This is a genomic window from Polyangium sp. 6x1, assembly GCF_029946515.1.
In the GTDB taxonomy this organism is placed as follows: domain Bacteria; phylum Myxococcota_A; class Polyangia; order Polyangiales; family Polyangiaceae; genus Polyangium.
In genome coordinates this window covers 31260-49341 of the sequence record NZ_JARZHH010000036.1, presented here as the reverse complement: position 1 = coordinate 49341, position 18082 = coordinate 31260, and the positions used below count along the sequence as shown (strand labels likewise).

The 18082-nt window shown below is 67.9% G+C and carries 15 protein-coding genes; 9 read left to right on the top strand and 6 right to left on the bottom strand.

What is annotated here, in order from left to right:
* Positions 1 to 387 precede the first annotated feature (387 nt).
* From QHF85_RS29345 to rimI, 6 genes are all read left to right on the top strand, one after another.
* Complete coding sequence (locus QHF85_RS29345) at positions 388 to 870, top strand: roadblock/LC7 domain-containing protein (protein WP_136930304.1); 483 nt, start codon at positions 388 to 390, stop codon at positions 868 to 870.
* An 11-nt stretch (positions 871 to 881) separates the two neighbouring features.
* Complete coding sequence (locus tag QHF85_RS29340) at positions 882 to 1472, top strand: ADP-ribosylation factor-like protein (protein WP_281330659.1); 591 nt, start codon at positions 882 to 884, stop codon at positions 1470 to 1472.
* 510 nt (positions 1473 to 1982) lie between these two features.
* Positions 1983 to 2522, top strand: coding sequence for a hypothetical protein (locus tag QHF85_RS29335; RefSeq protein WP_281330658.1), 540 nt, complete (start codon positions 1983 to 1985; stop codon positions 2520 to 2522).
* 174 nt (positions 2523 to 2696) lie between these two features.
* Positions 2697 to 3842, top strand: a complete 1146-nt coding sequence (gene alr / locus QHF85_RS29330; protein ID WP_281330657.1) for an alanine racemase — start codon at positions 2697 to 2699, stop codon at positions 3840 to 3842.
* Between the two features lie 42 nt (positions 3843 to 3884).
* On the top strand, positions 3885 to 5072 hold the full coding sequence (locus tag QHF85_RS29325) for a VWA domain-containing protein (RefSeq protein WP_281330656.1): 1188 nt from the start codon (positions 3885 to 3887) through the stop codon (positions 5070 to 5072).
* Positions 4958 to 5539 (top strand): ribosomal protein S18-alanine N-acetyltransferase, encoded by a 582-nt coding sequence (gene rimI, locus QHF85_RS29320; RefSeq protein ID WP_348652772.1) that lies wholly within the window; start codon positions 4958 to 4960, stop codon positions 5537 to 5539. The genes QHF85_RS29325 and rimI overlap by 115 nt, the downstream gene beginning before the upstream one ends.
* A 9-nt stretch (positions 5540 to 5548) precedes the next feature.
* Here rimI and tssM read toward each other — a convergent pair whose 3' ends face one another.
* Entirely contained in the window at positions 5549 to 8494 is a 2946-nt protein-coding gene (tssM, locus tag QHF85_RS29315; protein ID WP_281330654.1) for a type VI secretion system membrane subunit TssM, read from the bottom strand.
* A gap of 90 nt (positions 8495 to 8584) precedes the next feature.
* Positions 8585 to 9382, bottom strand: a complete 798-nt coding sequence (locus QHF85_RS29310; RefSeq protein ID WP_281330653.1) for a hypothetical protein — start codon at positions 9380 to 9382, stop codon at positions 8585 to 8587.
* A 221-nt stretch (positions 9383 to 9603) separates the two neighbouring features.
* On the opposite strand from QHF85_RS29310, the gene QHF85_RS29305 reads away from it, so the two are divergent.
* A complete protein-coding gene (locus tag QHF85_RS29305; protein ID WP_271927457.1) occupies positions 9604 to 10341 on the top strand; it encodes a metallophosphoesterase in 738 nt (245 codons plus the stop codon).
* Positions 10342 to 10491: 150 nt separating this feature from the next.
* On the opposite strand, the gene QHF85_RS29300 is transcribed toward QHF85_RS29305, so the two are convergent.
* From QHF85_RS29300 to pyrH, 3 genes are all read right to left on the bottom strand, one after another.
* On the bottom strand, positions 10492 to 11304 hold the full coding sequence (locus QHF85_RS29300; protein ID WP_281330652.1) for a class I SAM-dependent methyltransferase: 813 nt from the start codon (positions 11302 to 11304) through the stop codon (positions 10492 to 10494).
* A 57-nt stretch (positions 11305 to 11361) separates the two neighbouring features.
* Positions 11362 to 11601, bottom strand: a complete 240-nt coding sequence (rpoZ, locus tag QHF85_RS29295; protein ID WP_136930313.1) for a DNA-directed RNA polymerase subunit omega — start codon at positions 11599 to 11601, stop codon at positions 11362 to 11364.
* 82 nt (positions 11602 to 11683) lie between these two features.
* Positions 11684 to 12376 carry a UMP kinase gene (pyrH, locus tag QHF85_RS29290; RefSeq protein ID WP_348652771.1) on the bottom strand — a complete coding sequence of 231 codons (693 nt, stop codon included), beginning with the start codon at positions 12374 to 12376 and terminating at the stop codon, positions 11684 to 11686.
* Between the two features lie 260 nt (positions 12377 to 12636).
* On the opposite strand from pyrH, the gene QHF85_RS29285 reads away from it, so the two are divergent.
* On the top strand, positions 12637 to 13716 hold the full coding sequence (locus QHF85_RS29285) for a peptidylprolyl isomerase (RefSeq protein ID WP_281330650.1): 1080 nt from the start codon (positions 12637 to 12639) through the stop codon (positions 13714 to 13716).
* 18 nt (positions 13717 to 13734) lie between these two features.
* Here QHF85_RS29285 and QHF85_RS29280 read toward each other — a convergent pair whose 3' ends face one another.
* Positions 13735 to 16407, bottom strand: a complete 2673-nt coding sequence (locus QHF85_RS29280; protein ID WP_281330649.1) for a bifunctional serine/threonine-protein kinase/formylglycine-generating enzyme family protein — start codon at positions 16405 to 16407, stop codon at positions 13735 to 13737.
* Positions 16408 to 16424: 17 nt separating this feature from the next.
* Between QHF85_RS29280 and QHF85_RS29275 the strand changes: the two genes are divergently transcribed.
* Entirely contained in the window at positions 16425 to 17993 is a 1569-nt protein-coding gene (locus tag QHF85_RS29275; protein ID WP_281330648.1) for an acyl-CoA carboxylase subunit beta, read from the top strand.
* Positions 17994 to 18082 lie beyond the last annotated feature (89 nt).

The following is an 18082-nucleotide window of genomic DNA, read 5'->3' as shown; positions in this document are numbered from 1 at the left end:
GCAGCAGGCTTTTTCACCGCGTTTTTGTGAGTTGTCGCGGGAAACGCTCGACCTGCGTGGGGTGGGGTGGTCATCCACATTACCAGGCTTCGCGATCCTCGCGGTGGCCATGGTGCGGAGGGGCTCCGGGTTTGGCGCTCGCGGAGGGGTCGGGCAGGAATCTGCGCGTTCGTTCCAAAAGGCCACCTTGCTCCGCGACGCCTGCTTCGGATAGAACCATCGCTGCACGCGTCGAATGTGCGCCCGTGCGAAAGCTCGAGCGGGTGCGCGAGGGTGGCTCTCCCGCGCCGTCATTTGGGGACGGGGCCCTCCGGCGGATCCGGCGGAACGAAAGCACTCTAGGCAACGAGACGAAGACCCCATCGCGGAAGCGCTGGCGGAGGAACGATGGTCAATCCTCAGATGGTGATGTACGAGGAGGAGTTCAATCAGATCCAGAATGTCGTGGATCGCCTCGTCAAGGACGCCAATGCGAAGGTCGTTTTCATCGTTGACAAGAACGGGCAGCTGATCGCTGCGAGCGGCGACGTGGACAACCTCGACACCACGTCGCTCGCGTCGCTGACGGCCGGCAACATCGCGGCTACCGGCGGGATGGCGAAGCTCCTCAAGGAGAACGAGTTCGCAACTCAGTTCCACGAGGGCGAGAAGGCGAACATCCACATCCAGCTCGTCGGCAACCGCGTCATCCTCGTGGTGATCTTCGACTCCAAGTCCAGCCTCGGCCTCGTGCGGTTGCGCGTTCGCCGGGCGAGCGAGGAGCTGAACAACATCTTCGAGGCGCTCTTGAAGAAGGTCGCGGATCCCGGCGCCGACTCTCCGTTCGCCGAGATCACCGACGAAGACATCGACAACCTCTTCAACGACTAGGAGCGCGCGCGATGAGCTTCATCAACTACATGGCGCGCGAGATCAACTGCAAGATCGTCTATTACGGCCCGGGTTTGTGCGGGAAGACGACGAACTTGCAGTACATCTACGAGCGCACGAACCCCGACGCGAAGGGGAAGATGATCTCGCTCGCGACCGAGACGGATCGCACGCTCTTCTTCGACTTCCTGCCGCTCGCGCTCGGCGAAATCCGCGGGTTCAAGACGCGGTTCCACCTCTACACGGTGCCCGGTCAGGTCTTCTACGACGCGAGCCGCAAGCTCATCTTGAAGGGCGTCGACGGCGTCGTGTTCGTGGCCGACTCGCAGATCGACCGCATGGAGGCGAACGAGGAGTCCGTCGAGAACCTGAAGACGAACCTCGAAGAGCAGGGCTACAAGCTCGAGAAGATCCCGTACGTCATCCAGTACAACAAGCGGGATCTGCCCGAGGTCGCCACCGTCGAGGAGCTTCGCGAGAAGCTCAACCCGATGAACGTCCCTGACTTCGAAGGCGTCGCGCGAACCGGCGTCGGCGTGTTCGACACGCTGAAGGCGGTCGCGAAGCTCGTTCTCACCGAGCTGCGCAAGGGTGGTCCGTAACCCTCGCGTCTCGCGAGATCACCCAACGCACTCAACGCCTCGGTTCTCTCGCGACGCTCGCGCGCGAGGGGCCGGGGCGTTCGTGTTCCGTGACGACAAAATGCCGAACGGCCGAAGGTCTCCGGGGAGACGTCTTCGGCCGTTGGCTTTTGGGCAAGAGCCCGGAAGCTTACCCGCGCTGGTAGATGCGGTTGCGGCGACCCTTGTTCTTCGCCTTCAACTTCGCGCGGTGGCGCTTCGACTTGCTGCGGTTGGTCTTCCGAGGACCCTTCGAGAGCATCAGGAACATGAGCCGACTTCCTCGTCTTGTGCGGCGCGATGGACGGCCGCTCCTGTAGGGAGGGCGGGAAGGTAGGCCATGTCGGCACGAAGTTCAAACGAGATCGCGAAGTTTTCTCGCGCGGTCGAGGTCGTCTGCGGAAGACCACCTTCGCGGTAGACTCGCGGTCGATGCCGCGAGCGCCCACGCCGTCACGACCCCGAGCGCCTCTGCCCAGGGCGATCACGCGGGTGCGTCTCGGTGTCGCCGCGGCCTTCGTGCTCGTGACGGCCTCCTGCGGCGCGAGCATCAACGCCGTGTACGAGGGCGACGTGCGGTTCGAGCACTGCATGGCGCTCGACATGGAGAAGCACGTCAAGCCCACGATCCGGAAGGCGTGCTGGGAGGAGTGGACGAAGTTCTACACGTTCGGACAGACGCGTGATCGCGTGGAGTACGCGAAGCTGCGCATGAAGCAGCTGAACGGCGCGACCGAAGCCGAGACGTCGGACCTCGGTACGGAGGAGCCGCGCGCAGCGTCCGCCGTGCCCGAGCCGACGACCGCGCTCGCGCCGCCGCCGATGATGCTCGCGGTGGACGCGGGGACCTCGGGGCCCGGGGCGGACGCGTCGACGGACGCAGCGGCGGACGCATCGACGGCGCCGCCCGGATCGGCCTGCGCCGCGGGATGTGAGACGACGTGGAACGAGTGCAAGGCGGCCTGCACGACGGCGACGTGCGAGCGCGGATGCACGGGGCAGTACAAGCGCTGCATGCGCAAGTGCTTCTGAGCACGGGCGCGCCGCGGCAAAAAGCCCCGGAATCTTGACGTTTTGCCAGGCGTATGGGTATCGGCAAACGAGATGACGTCGCTGCCCGCATACGAGGACGGGGTGGCTCCCCATGAGGGGGGGCGGGGTGGAATTCGGGTGTTGAAGCCGCGCAGGGCCGCACCCGCAGACGCCGTGAGGCCGACGCGCGCCGAGGTGAACCTCGCGCACTTGCGGCACAACTACCGCGTCCTCGAGAAGATGTTCGGCGACGGCACGACGAAGCCGGCGATCTGGGGCGTGCTCAAGGCCGACGCATACGGGCACGGCTCGGCGGCCGTCGCGCGTACGCTCGAACGAGCCGGGATGCCGGGCCTGTGCGTGGCCCTGCTCGAAGAGGCGATCGAGCTGCGGGACGCGGGGATCCGTGTGCCGATCCTGGTGATGGGCGGCTACTACGGGCCGCGGCGCGAGGGGCTCGAGGAGATCCTCGCGCGGGATCTCGTGCCGGTCGTTTACGACGCCGGGCAGATCGAGCGCATCGCGACGCTCGCGCGCTACGAGAACGAAGGTCGGCCCGTGCGCGTGCACCTGAAGGTGGACACGGGCATGGGGCGGCTCGGCGTGACGATGTCGGAGCTCGACGATGTGCTCGACGCGTTCGACGGTCGGCCGGAGGTGCAGCTCGACGGGCTGATGACGCACCTCGCGTGCGCGGACGGCGACGATCTCGGGCCGACGATGGAGCAGCTCGCGCGGTTCGCGGAGGCGCGAGGCCGCGTGCGGGCGCGCGGATTCTCGCCGCGGTTCGTGCACGCGTCGAACAGCGCGGGCGCGATGCGGCTCTCGGAGGCGCGCTTCGATGCGGTGCGGCCCGGGGTCGCGCTCTTCGGCGTGTCGCCGGTGCCCGGCCTCGCGCCGGAGCTCAAGCCGGTGATCCGCGTGCGGACGGAGGTCGTCGCGCTGCGGACGGTCGAAGCAGATCAGCCGATCGGCTACGGGTACACGTGGCGGGCTCCGCGGCGCAGCGTGATCGCGACCGTGCCGATGGGATACGCGGACGGCCTCGATCGGAAGCTTTCGAATCGTGGTCACGCGCTCGTGCGCGGTCGGCGCGTGCCGATGGTGGGCACGATGTCGATGGATCTGACGATGCTCGACGTGACGGAGATCCCGGGCGCGCGCATCGGCGACGAGGTCGTGTTCCTCGGGCAGCAAGAGGGCGCGCTCGGGCGTGATGTCATCACGGCGGAGGAGATCGCCGAGACGACGGGCACGATCCCGTGGGAGGTGCTGACGAGCATCTCGCGGCGCGTCCCGCGGTTCTATCGCGAGCCCTGACGATCGAGAGCGCGTGGCCCGGTCCTGCTACGATCGGGTGTGATGGACCATCACGCGCTTCGTTCGGCTCGGGGGATCGTGGCGTCGTTCGTGTTGCTCGGCGCGTGGGGGGTCGCGTCGGCGATCGGAGGGTGTGGGTCGACGAGCGATGACTTGCCGCCGCGACCGCCGCGACCCGTGGCCGATGCGGGCGGCGAAGGCGGGTTCGACGGAGTCGGTGGAGGCGGTCCGCCGGCGCCCGACGCGGGTGGGTACTGCGGCAACGAGCTGCACCAGACGATCGTCGACGCGCCGAACCTCTACTTCGTGCTCGACGCCTCGGGGAGCATGAACGCGCCCGCGCCCGGAGGGACGCGGTACGACGCGGTGCGGGCCGCGGTCGTGGGTCTCGTGCGCAAGCTCGGGCCCCTCGTGAAGGTGGGCGCGGCGATCCTGCCGGCGCATGGTTCGACGCAGGATCAATGCGCGGCGGGCAAGCAGGTCTTTCCCGTCACGCAGGGCGATCCGATCACGGGCGAGGACGGGCCCACGACCACCGGGATCCGCCTCACGACCGCGACGAATCCCGTCGGAGGCACGCCGATCTCGCCGACGCTCGAAGCGCTGACGCCGACGCTGCTCGCGCTCGAAGGCAAGACGTACGTGATCCTCGCGACGGACGGTGGTCCGAACTGCAACGAATCGGCGTCGTGCGGGAGCGAGTCCTGTCAGCCGAACGTGGAGGGCGACGAGGCATGTCTGTCCACGGGGACGAACTGCTGCGCGCCTGGACAGATTTGGGGTCCAACGTTCTGCGTGGACGAGCCCGCGACGGTGGCCGCGATCGAGGCGCTTCGCGCGGGAGGGCTCGAGGTGTTCGTCGTCGGGATCCCGGGCAGCGAGGCGTACGCGGGCGTGCTCGACGCGATGGCGATCGCGGGCGGATCGCCGAAGGACACCGCGCCGTTTTACTACCCGGTGAGCGAGCTCGGATCGCTCGGCGGCGTGCTCGCGGAGATCGCGGCGGTCGCGGTGACGTGCGAGTTCGCGATCGTGGATCCGCCGGAGGAGGAGGGCATGACGAACGTGTACCTGGACGATGAGGTCCTGCCGTACAACGATCCCGACGGATGGATGTGGAAGCCGCCGTGGATCGTGCGGCTGCTCGGCAAGGCTTGCGAGCGGCTTCAGGGCGGGCAGGTGAAGCAGGTGCAGATCGTGAGCGGTTGCCCGACGGAAGTGCCCAAGTGAGCGAGCGTCTCGAGGTGTCGGTGGCGCGCGCCACGCGCGAGGTCGAGGACGCGGAGGCGCTCGAGGCGATCGCGCGCGCGGCGTTCGCAGGGCCGTCGTTCTCGCCGGTAGACGAGCTCGAACGGCCCTGGGCGCGTGTGTGGGTCGCGCGGGGCGGAGCGCCGGGGGAGGCGTCGCGCGCGCTCGGGTTCCTCGTCGCGTGGCACGTCGTGGACGAGCTTCACGTGCTCAACGTGGCGACGACGCCGGAGCTCCGGCGGCGCGGGATCGGCGCGGTGCTCGTGGAGGCGGCGCTCGCGTTCGCGGCGGAGAATGGCGTGCGGCTCGTGCTGCTCGAGGTGCGACGCTCGAACGAGCCTGCGATCCGGCTCTACGAGAAGTTCGGCTTCGTGGTGTCGGGGGTGCGGGAGAAGTACTACGCGGACAACGACGAGGACGCGCTGGAGATGCAGCGCGTCCTCGCGTAGCTGCGACGGTTACCGCCGGAACGGGTTCGGGAACCGATCCTTGGGCTTGTCGACGTAGTTGCCGCCGCCGACGGCGGCGATGCGCGTGCCCGAGATCCGGAGCGGGTTCAGGAGCAGCGGCCGCAGGAGAGCCTTGGCCTTCTCGTCGAGCGGCTGCAGGAAGGCTTCGACCTTCTTCGCCACATCCGAGAGCTGCTCGCTCAGGTTGATCATGTCCGTCGACGTGGGCGGCGTCGGGATGTCCTGCATCACGCGACGCAGCTCCGTGAGGCTGTCGAGGTACTTCTGGAGCGGCGTGTCCGTGATCGGCTGACCCGGGCGCGTGTTCTCGGGCGGCACGCCGAACGAGATGAGGCCCGCGAACGAGGGCGGCACCGTGCTCGGGCGCTCGCCCATCTTCGTGACGTCGACGTTCGTCGTGATGCGCAGGCCGCCGGTCTTCTGCGAGAACTGTTGCTGGAGCTTCGTGTTGAACATCTTGTTCAACTCGTCCTTGTTCACGCTCGGACCGTCGCCCTTCTTGTACTTCTTCCACTGCGTGTGGTCCTCGACCGCGCGCAGGATCTGCAGGTACGGGTAGGGCGTGTTGAGCAGGATGTTGTAGAGGTCGAGCGCCTCTTTCACGGTCGACGGCGGCGGGATCGTGATGTCGGCGAGGAAGTCGCTCCACTGCTCGATGTAGCGCTGGTCGTAGTCCTCGGAGAGGCGCTTCAGGTTCGTCGGGATCTTGTCGACCGCCTCGTCGGGCCCGAGCGGCGCCACCCACTGCTCGCTGAGCAGGAGCGCCTCGGCGTTCGCGACGTTGAGGACCACGATGTAGTGACCCTTGTCCGTGTAGGGCCCCTCGACTTCCTTGAAGCGTTTGTCCTTCTGGTACCGGGCGCTCTGGATGGACTTCGTCGTGTTCGGGCGATCGACGAAGAGGTCGGCGAGGCTGATCGGCGGGTACTTGCGGTTCTCTTTGCGATCGTCGCCGGCCTCGTCGTACCGCTCGTCGTTCAGGCTGTTGACGAAGAGCTCGTAGTAACGGTCCTGGACGGGGACGGCTTGCAGCGTTTTGCGGACGCTGTCGACGAGGTCCTTGTCCGCGGGCAGCGGCAGGACCTTCTTCTCTTTGACGAGCTCCAGGTAGTACCGCACGTGCTTGGCGAGCCGCTCCTTGAGCTCGTACTCCGGCATCGTGCTGTTCGTGGCCTTCAGGATCTCGGCCCAGAGGCCCGTGAGCCGTCCCGTCTCCCAGTCGACGTCGAGGTTCCCGACGTCGCTCATCATCAGGTACGTCTTCAGGTCCGTGCGCTCGCGCAGGTACTGCTTGCCCTTCGCAGCCTTCAGGCGCGCCTCGAGCTTGCCTTTGCAAGGGAGCACGAAGCCGGTCTGCAGGAGCGCGACGTACGCGGTGACCGTGGGGCGGTAGATCTCGTCGCCGCGGTACATGCCCCAGCCGTAGCTGAGCGGCAGGTTCGAGCGGAACTCGTCGAGCTCCTTCAGGCGGTTGAAGACGGGATCGAGCTGCTCGAGCTTCGGGCCCGGCTCGCCTTCGCCCCAGTTGATCTTCATCGCGTTCTCCACGCGCTCCTGCGTGGTGAACATGAGCTCGCGGTTCTGGGCGAAGGAGCGGATGCTCGGGATCGAGAGGATCAGGCCGAGCGTGAACGCTGCGGCGCTGACGGCGATGCGCATGATCCTCTGCCGCTTGATCTCGGCCGCGCTGCGCGAGGCGACGTCGCCGTCGGGGAAGACGACGTTCATGAAGACGTCGTGGAGGAAGTAGCTCTTCGACTCCGTGACCTGCTGCGCCGCGGTCTCCGGCGGGCGGATGCCCATCGCGTGGCCCATGCGCGCGAGCACGCGATCGAGCGGACGACCTTCCTGCGTGCCGCTCGTGAAGTAGAAGCCGCGGAAGAGCGGCGTGCCCTGGAAGGCGTTCACCGCGAAGATCGTCTGCACGAGCTCGGTGAGGTTGCGCTTGATGCCCGCGAACTCGAGCGGGAACTGGTAGATGCGCTCGCGCGCCTCGCGGTTTCGCTCCTGCGCGAGGCGCTTCAGCGAGCGGGCGTGGACCTTCTGGACGAGCGTGTCGAACTCGCGCTCGAAGAGCTGCTGGGGGTTCGACTTGTTCTCGGTGAGCTTGACCGTGGCGCCCCAGGCCTGCGCGCGGTCGCTCTTGCGGATGTCGCCGAAGAACTCGATGAAGCCGGCGATGAGGTCGCACTTCGTGAAGAGCACGTAGACGGGCACGACCATCTGGAGCTGGGTCATGACCTCGTCGATACGGGCGCGTAGCTTCTTGCCGGTCGACTCGATCTGCTGCTCGGAGGCGTCGATGAGCTCGGCGATGCTGATGGCCACGAGCACGCCGTTGATCGGCTTGCGGCTGCGGTAGCGCTTGAGCATCTGGAGGAACGAGATCCACTCGTCGTGGTCGTCGCCCTCCGTCGTGTAGCGACCCGCGGTGTCGAGCAGGATCGCCTCGTTCGTGAACCACCAGTCGCAGTTGCGGGTGCCGCCGACGCCGCGGACGCCGCCGCCGCGAGGATCGGCGAAGGGGAAGACGAGGCCGGAGTGCTTCAGCGCGGTCGTCTTGCCGGCGCCCGGAGGGCCGATGATCACGTACCAGGGCAGCGAGTAGAGCGCGGCGGCGCCGCCCTTCTTGTTCTTGCCGAGCTTCGAGGTCTTGAGGGCGTTGATGCCGCCCTGGACCTGCTTCTGCAGCTCCTGGATCTCGGCGCGACGCTCAGGTCGCGCGTTGAGCGCCTGCTGCGCGCCTTGCTGCGCGATGGCGCGCTCGAGCGCGGAGGCGGCGCGGCTCGCCCGAATCCGGGTCCAGAGGAGCCGCACGACCGAGGCGAGCACGATGAGCACCGTGCCTACGATCGGCAGCCAGAGCGGCAGCTTGAGGATGTACCAGAGCGCCCAGACGATCAGCGCGAGGAGCGCAGATAGAACCCACCACACGGTGGAGCGACATTATCACGAGGGGCGGCCCTCGCTCCGCATCCTTTGGATCGAGCCGCGTCGCGCCGCGCCCGCGAGGACGACGCGTGTTCAGGAGTAGTCGTCGGGCTCGAGCTGCGCGTCGGCTTCCATGCCCGCGGCCATGCGGCGGGCGCGGATGGTCTCGACGATGATCTCGACGACCTCCAGGTGCGTCGACGGGGCGTGATACTCGGCGTCGGAGACGGGCGGGAGCAAGGCGAGCCGCTCGGCGACGGCCGCTCGGTCGTCCTCGTCGAGCTCGAGAAGCGCGGGGCCGAGGTCATCCGTGGGATCGGGGGCGACCATCTCGTCCGGCGTCGCCTCGCTCTCTGCGGCCGCCTCTGCGCCCTCGCTCTCGTCGTCCTCGTCGTCCTCGTCCTCGTCGTCCGCCTTGCGCGCCTGGATCGGCGACGCGTCACGCGGGGGCGTGGGGGGCAGATCGAGCGCGCGCGTGGCGAGCTCGATGGGTCGCAGGATCAGGTAGACGGGCTCGAGCTCGACGCGCCACGAGCGCGGATCGTGTTCGTCTTCGAGGCGCCAGAAGCCCTGGAATTTGCGGCGCGCGATCTCGCCGAGGTAGGCGCCGACGGCCTGCGCGAGGAGCGGGCGCGCCTCCTTGCGCTCGCGCGTCTCTTCGCGTGCCTTCTCGATGTAGTGATCGAGCACGGGCAAGGTCTCTGGCTCGAAGTCGAGCTTGAAGCCGATGGAGCGTTCGACGAATCGAACGCACGAGTCCGCGAGGTCCTGAACCGCGCGCGGCGGCGGCCGGATGTTCGTGCTCGAACGTTCGCTCGCGCCTTGCGTGGTCGCCGATGGGATCGCGTGACCGTTGGTTTTGCCGTTGCTTTTCCCGTTCGTCCCTGTCACGCGAGCTTTCCTTCCATCTTTTCAGCGCAGGGTCCACGAGCGCTCGAACTGCGCTCGCGAAGCGCGAGAACACGCTGGATCTTGGTGTTCGTTCTCTAACGATGGGCAACGTTTTTTGCGACGAAACCCTTTAAAAAAGGCCGATCCGAGCGAAAATTTTTTTCTGCGAAAATACTACCGTAACGGTAGGTGCCTCATGCTACCCTCCGGTCCTCACGCACATGCGGATTGGAGTCTTCAGCGACACGCATGCCAACTACGAGGCGCTCAGTGCTGTGCTGGAGGCGTACCGGCGCGAGCGCATCGACGTCTACTACTGTCTGGGCGACACGGTAGGCTATGGCGGATCCCCGAACGAATGCGCCGATCTGGTCCGGAAGATCGCCAAAAAAACGATCCTCGGGAATCATGACGCGGCCGTCGCCGGACGAATGGACTACTCGTATTACTACGAGGCCGCTCGTCAGGCCCTCGACACCCACGCGTCGATGCTCTCAGCCGAGAACGCCGCCTGGCTCAAAAACCTGCCGTACCAGGAGAAGTTGACGGATATCGGCGTCGACCTCTGCCACGGCTCACCGGTTCGCCTCGAGGAGTTCGAGTACATCTTCGCGCCGGAGCAAGCGCGCGAATGCCTGCCGATGTACAGCGAGCTCGGGCATCTGACCCTCATCGGCCACTCGCACCTCTGCAAGGTCTTCGCGCTGACGCCGACGACCGTGGAAGAGCTGCCTGCGGTCGACTTCACGCTCGACCCGAACAGGAAGTACATCGTGAGCGTCGGATCGGTCGGCCAGCCGCGCGACTACGACAACCGCGCGAGCTACACGATCTACGACAGCGAAGTGAAACGCTTCGAGTTCAAACGAGTCGAGTACGACATCGAGACCGCAGCCGAGAAGGTGCTGCGGGCGAAGCTCGAGCGCAATTTCGCGCATAGGTTGTACATCGGCGTTTAGAAAACGCCGATGTACCGGTGGGGGGCGCCGGTCGGACTGCTTTGCTGTCCTTCCTCTGCCCCTCACACCCCCCGCGGGTTCAGGCTGAAACGGCTCTCCATGCGAAACCCTCGCGGGTTCGTGGCGGGAGCCGTGATTGCGGCTGCTTGATCAGCGGCGGGCGCGGGCGCGTAGGAGCAGCGTGATCGACTCGCGGGTCGGGGGCGATCGGTCGAAGTCGCCCCACGTGTCGAGGATCTCGAAGCCGTTGTAGTGGAGGAGCGCTTCGAGTTCGCGCGGGTAGAACTGCCGGTGCGCGAGCGGCGTCATCCAGGGCTCTTCGCCCGAGACCGGCGAAAACTCCATCGCGACGAACAAGACCTGGCGGATCGGGTCGTAGTCGAAGCGCTCGGTATACCGAACCGGCATGCCCTTGCCGTCAGGCGTCGGATACTTGAAGCGCGGCGCCGCGTAGGCACGCGCAGGATCACGCGCGAGCTCCTCGGGCTGCGGGATCGAGACGTCGAAGACGAGCTCGCCGCGCGGCGCGAGATGCTCGCGCACACGCGCGAGGAAGCGCTCGACGTCGACCCGCGTGTAGAGGTGCAGGAAGGCGTTGAAGGGGCAAAAGACGAGCGGGAAGCGCCGGCCAAGGCGGACCGCCCGCATGTCGCCGCGCTTCGTGGTGACACGCGCGCGCACGTCCGCAGGCTCGTCGCGGAGACGCGCGCGCAGGTCGGAGAGCATCTCGCTGGAGAGATCGACGCCCGTGACGTCGAGGCCGAGCCGCGCGATCGGGAGCGTGATGCGCCCGTTGCCGCAGCCGTACTCGAGCACAGGGCCGCCGTGCTCCGCCGCGTAGTCCGCGTAAAAGCGGACGTCGTCGAGCCGCGAGCGGTAGGTCTTGGTGTAGTAGGCGGGGTCTTCGTAATGAGCCGAGGTGCCAGCCTCGAGCTCGAGATCACGCCGTGCACGCGTGCGCATGCGCTCGGGGCGTTTGCTCGGAGGAGAAGACATGTCCGGGGCTGCCCGGCGACGCGATCAGCGGTCGAGGGCGTGCTGGTGGCGGAGCCACTCGTACACGACTTCGGAGGAGTTCCGGTGGAAGTGCACCTTGCCAGCCGCGATCTCGCGCAAGCTGGTCACAGCGGGCTTGTTCCTCGTCTTCAGCAGAGGCTCGGCGCCCTTCATGAGCTGCCGGGTGCGGTTCGAGGCCAGGACGACGAGGGCGAAGCGGTTCTCTTCGCGCTCGAGGCAATCTTCGACGGTGACGCGTGCCATAGGTGGGACTCGGGAGGTTAGCCGTCCTCGGGCAAAGGCGCAACTTGCGTTCCCCGACGACTCTCCGTCGGGGACGCCAGGATCACGCCTCGACGACGGTGCCGATGTTTTCGCCTTTGCAGACGCGCAGGATGTTCCCGCGCGTCGTCAACTTGAAGACGCGGATGGGGAGCTTGTTCTCACGGCAGAGCGTGACGGCGGTCGAGTCCATCACGCCGATCCGGTCGACGAGGAAGCGGTCGTACGAGAGCTTCGTGAACATCTGCGCGTCCTCGTGGCGCGCCGGATCGCGGTCGTAGATGCCCTCGACCTTGGTGGCCTTGAAGAGCGCCTGCGCCTGGATCTCCATGGCCCGAAGCGCCGCGGCCGTGTCCGTCGAGAAGAACGGGTTGCCCGTGCCAGCCGCGAAGATGACCACGCTGCCCTTCTCCAGGTGTCGCATGGCGCGGCGACGGATGTACGGCTCCGCGACCTGGCGAATTTCGATCGCCGTCATCACGCGCGTGGGGACGCCGTGCTTTTCGAGCGCGTCCTGGAGCGCGAGCGAGTTGATGACGGTCGCGAGCATGCCCATGTAGTCGCTCTGGGAGCGATCCATGCCGGCGCTCGCGCCCTTCAAGCCGCGGAAGATGTTGCCGCCGCCGACGACGATGCCGATCTGCACGCCGAGCGAGGAGAGCTCTGCGATCTCGGCGGCGACGCGCTGGAGCGTGCCTTGGTCGATGCCGAAGTTGCCCTCGCCGCACAGGGCTTCGCCGCTGATCTTGAGGACGATGCGGCGATATTTGAGGCCGGGGGCCGGGCTCGGCGGAGGAGGGAGGGTCGAGTCGTCGCGGTCAGCGTCGCGGGTCACGCGGGTCTCGTAGCCCCGGTTCGCCTCGTCCGCAACGCGTCGTTCGGCGAGACCGACCCCGGGGCCTCGGCGGGCTCGTCCGCGCGGGTCCGGAAAAGGCCGGAGAAGCGGCAAGCTGCCGCGCGGAGACCTCGCAGAACCGCCCCCCAACCGCATCGAAGAAGTGCTAGACCGGCCGCTCGATGCTGGTGAGGCGCGCGCAATCGTCCCTGTTCGTCGCGGCAATCGTCGCGCTCTCCGCGGGCTGTAACGACAAGGCCGTGGCGCCGCCCGCAGCGGACGCAGCGGCGCCCGCGGCCGGGCTCTCGCAAGAGCAGGCCACGCGGACACTGGCGAAGGTCGGCGATCGGTTGATCACGCTCGGCGACTTCGCCGCGACGCTCGAGCGGATGGATCAGTTCGACAGGCTCCGCTACCAGACGAAAGAGCGCCGAAAAGAGCTGCTCGACGAGATCATCGACGTGGAGCTGCTCGCCGCCGAGGCGCGGCGCCGCGGGCTCGACAAGCAGCCCGAAACGGAAGAGGCGATCCGGCAGATCCTGCGCGACGCGATCCTCGCCGACGCGCGGAAAGGCTTGCCCGCGCCAGGCGAGATCCCCGCGGCCGAGGTGCGCGCGTACTACGAGGCGCACGCGGAGGAGTTTCGCGAGCCGGAGCGGCGTCGCGTCGCGGCGATCGTGCTGTCCGACAAGAAGGCGGCAGAGCGCGTGCTGAAGGACGCGACGAAGATCAAGACGGCGGCCGAGTGGGGCGAGCTCTTCTACAAGCACTCGGTGACGGCGCCGAAGACGAAGGATCCGAGCGCGTCGCTCGATCTCGCGGGGGATCTCGGCGTGGTCGGCGCGCTCGACGATCCGCGCGGCAAGAACCCGAAGATCCCCGAGTCGATCCGCGGCGCGGTGTTCAAGATCGGCAGCGTCGGGTCGGTGCTCGACGAGATCGTGGAGGCCGACGGGCGGTTCTACGTGGTGCGGATGAACGGCATCACGGCGGGGCACAGCCGGACGCTCCAGGAGGCGGATCGATCGATCCGCGTGAAGCTCCTGCAGCAGAAGATGCAGGAGCGCGAGAAGGCGCTCGAAGCGGAGCTCCGGAAGAAGTTCGCCGTGGAGATCGACGACGCGGCGCTCGCGAAGGTGAAGCTGCCCGAGGGCGTGAAGCCCTTCGAAGGCAAAGATCCGGGGCCTTGGGGGCTGCCCGGATACACGCCGCCCGGGCAAGAAGGCGCGGACGGCGGCGCGGGCGACGCGGGATCGCAGTAGGGTTCGGAAGGACGAACCTCAGCCCGAGCGTCGGCGCGGCAGATCGTGCGCGACGCGGAAGCCCAGGTGCGTGGCGCGCGTGAGCGCGAAGAAGCGCGTGCGCGCGGCGCTGCGCGTGTACTCGTGCGTGGTCGACCAGCCGCCTGAGCGGATGACACGCCACTCGGAGGCGTCGCGCACCGCGCCGGCGACGGGCTCGGGCTCGGTGCTGGTCTCGGACCACGTGCGCTCGCCGTGCACGTCGCCGACCCACTCGCGCACGCCGCCGGCCATGTCACGCACGCCGTACGGAGATTCGTCGAGCGGGAAGGTGCCGACGGGCTCGGGTTGCGGGAGGTAGGGGCGCGAGGCGCGCATGAGGCAGAAGGTGGGGTCGAACGGATCGCCCCAGGGATGGATGCGGCCGTCGGTGCCGCGCGCGGCCTTCTCCCACTCGAGCTCCGTGGGCAAACGCATCTCGAAGCCCTCGTGCTCGGTGTGGAACGCGCAATAGGCGGCGGCGTCGAACCAGTCGACGAGCAGGACGGGCACGTCGAGGAGGTGCCCCTCTTCGTGAGGGAACTGCTTGCGCGCATCGCCTTCGATGAGGCCGGGCACGGGCTCCCACTGGCCGTGCTTGCCGCGCCGCACGACGTACCCCTCCGTGCCGCGGAAGTCGCGCGGGGCGCGCATGAGCGCGAGCGCGTGGGAGCGATCCTCGATGCGGTCGAGGAAGTCACAGTACTGCCGGAAGGTGACGGGGAAGCGCGAGATCGCGAAGTCGGCGACGAAGGGCTCGGCGCGGCCGATCGCGTCGGGCGCGTCGTCGTCGCCGCCCGCGATGTACGAGCCGCCGGGGATGTAGATGAAGCCCTCGCCGATCTCCTCGTCGGTGTAGAGGTTGACCGTGGCCTCGTGGCGCTCACCGCGTCGGAGCAGGACGGGGTAACGGACGTCGCGGAAGCCGGGGCGGCGAAGCACGAGCAGGTAGCTGCCCGGCGAGAGGCGGACCTCGGTGATGGGCGTGCGGCCGAGGTAGCGCTCTTCGCTCGGGACGAGGACACGATCCTTTTCGACGTAGCGATAGGCGAGGACGCGCGCGCCGGGCGGGTTCGTCTCGATCACGAGGCACGCGTCGGAGCGGAGGAGCGCGGCGTAGCTGCCGACGTCGAACTCGGAGACGAGGGCCTCGTAGTAGATGCGGCTCGCGTGGCGGCGCTCGGCGTCGGCGGCGACGGCGCGCGCCCAGTAGAGATCCGCGAGGCCCGAGCGCGCCTCTTCGAGCTCGGGATCGTACGCGAGCGCCTTCGTGTAGAGGTCGATCGCCTCGGCCATGGCGCGCGCCTGCTCGCGCTCGACGGCGGCGGCGCGATCTTCGGCCGCCCACGCGGGGCGCTTGCGATCGATCGGATCGTAGCTCTTCACGTCGGCGCGCAGGCGCCGCGCCTCGGCGTCGAGCTGCGCGCGTTCGAGGCGAAGGGTCTTGTCGCGCTGGGCCGGCTCGCGCGCGAGCCCGCAGAGCCATCGCGCCTCGGCGCGGCGGCGATCTCGCTCCTTCGCGCCTTCGAGGAAGGCCTCGGCCCCGTCGGCGACGCGCGCGGCGGAGTCGGGCCTCTTCCAGGGATCCTTCGAGAGCATGGCGAGGCAGAGGTCCTCGAGCACGAGCGGACAGCTCGGCGTGACCGTGCGCGGCGGCCTCGGATCCCGCGTCTGCGTCGCGAGGATCACGCCGAGCACGGTGGGCGCGTCGAACGGGTGCTCGCCCGTGAGCATCTCGTAGAGCACGACGCCGAGCGCGAAGATGTCGGCGCGGTGATCGATCTTCGCGCGCTCGCCGCGGATCTGCTCGGGGGCGATGTAGCCCGGGGTCCCGGACAAACCGCTCGGGTAGCCGCCTTCGCCGCGGATGAAGAAGGGATCGTCGTCCGGGAGCGAGAGCGGCGAGGTGGGCTCGATGCCGGTGAGCATGCGCGCGTTGCCCCAGTCGCTCAGGTACACCTCGCCTTCGTCGCCGAGCAGGATGTTCTCCGGCTTGATGTCGCGATGCACGACGCCGCGGCGGTGCGCGTAGGCGAGGGCGCGCGAGACCTGCACGAACGCGGAGACGAGGCGCACGAGTGGCCAGTTCGGGTGCAGCTCGGGCTGCGTGAGCACGTCGTGCAAGCTCTGCTGCTTGACGATGCGCATCGTGTAGAAGGGCCGGCCGTCGGGCAGACGGCCGACGTCGTAGACGGGGACGATGTTGGGGTGCTCGAGCTGCGCGGCGACGCGCGCTTCGTGGAGGAAGAGGCCTTGGCTACCGTGCGGATCGTCGTCGTCGTCCTTGCGTGTCTTCAGCGCGACGAGGCGGCTCGCGGCGTGGTCCTCGGCGGCGTAGACGACGCCCGTGCCACCGCTGCCGAGGCGCTCGACGATGCGGTAGCGCGCGCCTCCGTCGGGCAGCGCGGGCGCGATGGGCTCCGTCTCCTCGAACGGGGTTGCGTCGTCTTTGGCGCTCGGCGGTGCCGACGCGCCAGCCTCGCAGATCGGGGCGGGCTTCATGCGTTGTGTGCCCGAGGCGAGCGCGGCCCCCCTCTTCTGTTTTCCGTCGCTCTTCTCGTCACCGCGCAGGCGCGGGCTCGCTCGGGCCAGGAAATCGTACTTGGTGGGGCGCCCAGCGCAACGCCCGTTCGGCCGGCGGGCGGCGGGGGGAGGCGGCGCGCGCGTGCCCATGGTAGGGGCTCCGCGCGATGTCCGAACAACAGAGCTCCCGCGCGAAAGACGCGATCGAACGACTCGACGACATGAACCGCCGCGCCCTCGAGGGGGGCGGCGCGGCGCGCGTCGCCAAGCAACACGAGGCTGGCAAGCTCACTGCACGCGAGCGCGTCGAGCTCTTGCTCGACCCTGGATCCTTCGTCGAGCTCGACCGGTTCGTCGTGCACCGTTGCAACGACTTCGACATGGACAAGACGAAGGTCCTCGGCGACGGCGTGGTGACCGGCTGGGGGCTCGTCGACGGTCGCAAGGTCTGCGTGTTCGCGCAGGACTTCACCGTGATCGGCGGATCGCTCTCGGGGGCCTACGCGCAGAAGATCTGCAAGGTGATGGATCTCGCGATGAGGATCGGGGCGCCCGTGATCGGGCTCAACGATTCCGGCGGAGCGCGGATCCAGGAGGGCGTCGAGTCGCTCGCGGGCTACGCGGACATCTTCCTGCGCAACACCTTGGCGAGCGGCGTCGTGCCGCAGATCAGCGCCATCATGGGCCCGTGCGCGGGCGGCGCCGTGTACTCGCCGGCGATCACGGACTTCGTCCTGATGGTCGAGGGGACGAGCTACATGTTCATCACGGGCCCCGAGGTCATCAAGACGGTGACGAACGAGGACGTGACCAAGGAGGACCTCGGCGGCGCCTCGGCGCACGCGGTGAAGAGCGGCGTCTGCCACCTGACGGCGCCCGACGATCGCGCGGCGATCGCGCGCGTGCGGGAGCTGCTCTCCTTTTTGCCCTCCAACAATACCGAGGATCCGCCTCGACGGCCCTCGACCGATCCCACGGATCGCGAGGTGCCGGAGCTCGACAGCATGGTGCCGAGCGAATCTTCGAAGCCGTACGACATCAAGAGCGTCGTCCGCGCGGTCGTCGACGACGGCTACCTCTACGAGGTGCACGAGAAGTACGCGCAGAACATCGTGTGCGGCTTCGCGCGCGTCGGCGGCCGGACGGTGGGCGTCGTGGCGAACCAGCCGAACGTGCTCGCGGGCTGCCTCGACATCCGCGCGAGCATCAAGGGCGCGCGCTTCGTGCGGTTCTGCGACTGCTTCAACATCCCGCTCGTCACGTTCGTCGACGTCCCCGGCTTCTTGCCCGGGACCGATCAGGAGTACGGCGGCATCATCACGCACGGCGCGAAGCTGCTCTACGCGTTCGCCGAGGCGACGGTCCCGAAGATCACGGTGATCACGCGCAAGGCCTACGGCGGCGCGTACGACGTGATGGCCTCGAAGCACATCCGCGCGGACTACAACCTCGCGTTCCCGACGGCGGAGATCGCGGTCATGGGGCCGGACGGCGCGGTGAACATCGTCTACCGCAAGGAGATCCAGTCGGCGTCGGATCCGGCGGCGGCGCGCGCGCGGTTCGTCGAGGAGTACAAGGCGAAGTTCGCGAACCCCTACAAGGCCGCGGAGCTCGGCTTCATCGACGAGGTGATCCACCCGAGGACGCTCCGCATCCGCCTCGATCGCGCGCTCGAGCTTTTGCGTGACAAGCGCGACAAGAACCCGCCGAAGAAGCACGGCAACATTCCGCTCTAGCCGTCCCTCGCGACGCGCCCCTCGAAGCGCGTTGCCTTGCCGCTGCCGCGCGTGTACGGACGCGTTTGTCCTCGGCCTCTCTACTCTCT

What these genes read in the sequence shown, in the direction of transcription:
- QHF85_RS29345 (WP_136930304.1), top strand. Translation starts at nt 388, where the DNA reads ATGGTCAATCCTCAGATGGTGATGTACGAGGAGGAGTTCAATCAGATC.
- QHF85_RS29340 (WP_281330659.1), top strand. Translation starts at nt 882, where the DNA reads ATGAGCTTCATCAACTACATGGCGCGCGAGATCAACTGCAAGATCGTC.
- QHF85_RS29325 (WP_281330656.1), top strand. Translation starts at nt 3,885, where the DNA reads ATGGACCATCACGCGCTTCGTTCGGCTCGGGGGATCGTGGCGTCGTTC.
- QHF85_RS29305 (WP_271927457.1), top strand. Translation starts at nt 9,604, where the DNA reads ATGCGGATTGGAGTCTTCAGCGACACGCATGCCAACTACGAGGCGCTC.
- QHF85_RS29300 (WP_281330652.1), bottom strand. Translation starts at nt 11,304, where the DNA reads ATGCGCACGCGTGCACGGCGTGATCTCGAGCTCGAGGCTGGCACCTCG.
- rpoZ (WP_136930313.1), bottom strand. Translation starts at nt 11,601, where the DNA reads ATGGCACGCGTCACCGTCGAAGATTGCCTCGAGCGCGAAGAGAACCGC.
- QHF85_RS29285 (WP_281330650.1), top strand. Translation starts at nt 12,637, where the DNA reads ATGCTGGTGAGGCGCGCGCAATCGTCCCTGTTCGTCGCGGCAATCGTC.
- QHF85_RS29280 (WP_281330649.1), bottom strand. Translation starts at nt 16,407, where the DNA reads ATGGGCACGCGCGCGCCGCCTCCCCCCGCCGCCCGCCGGCCGAACGGG.
- QHF85_RS29275 (WP_281330648.1), top strand. Translation starts at nt 16,425, where the DNA reads ATGTCCGAACAACAGAGCTCCCGCGCGAAAGACGCGATCGAACGACTC.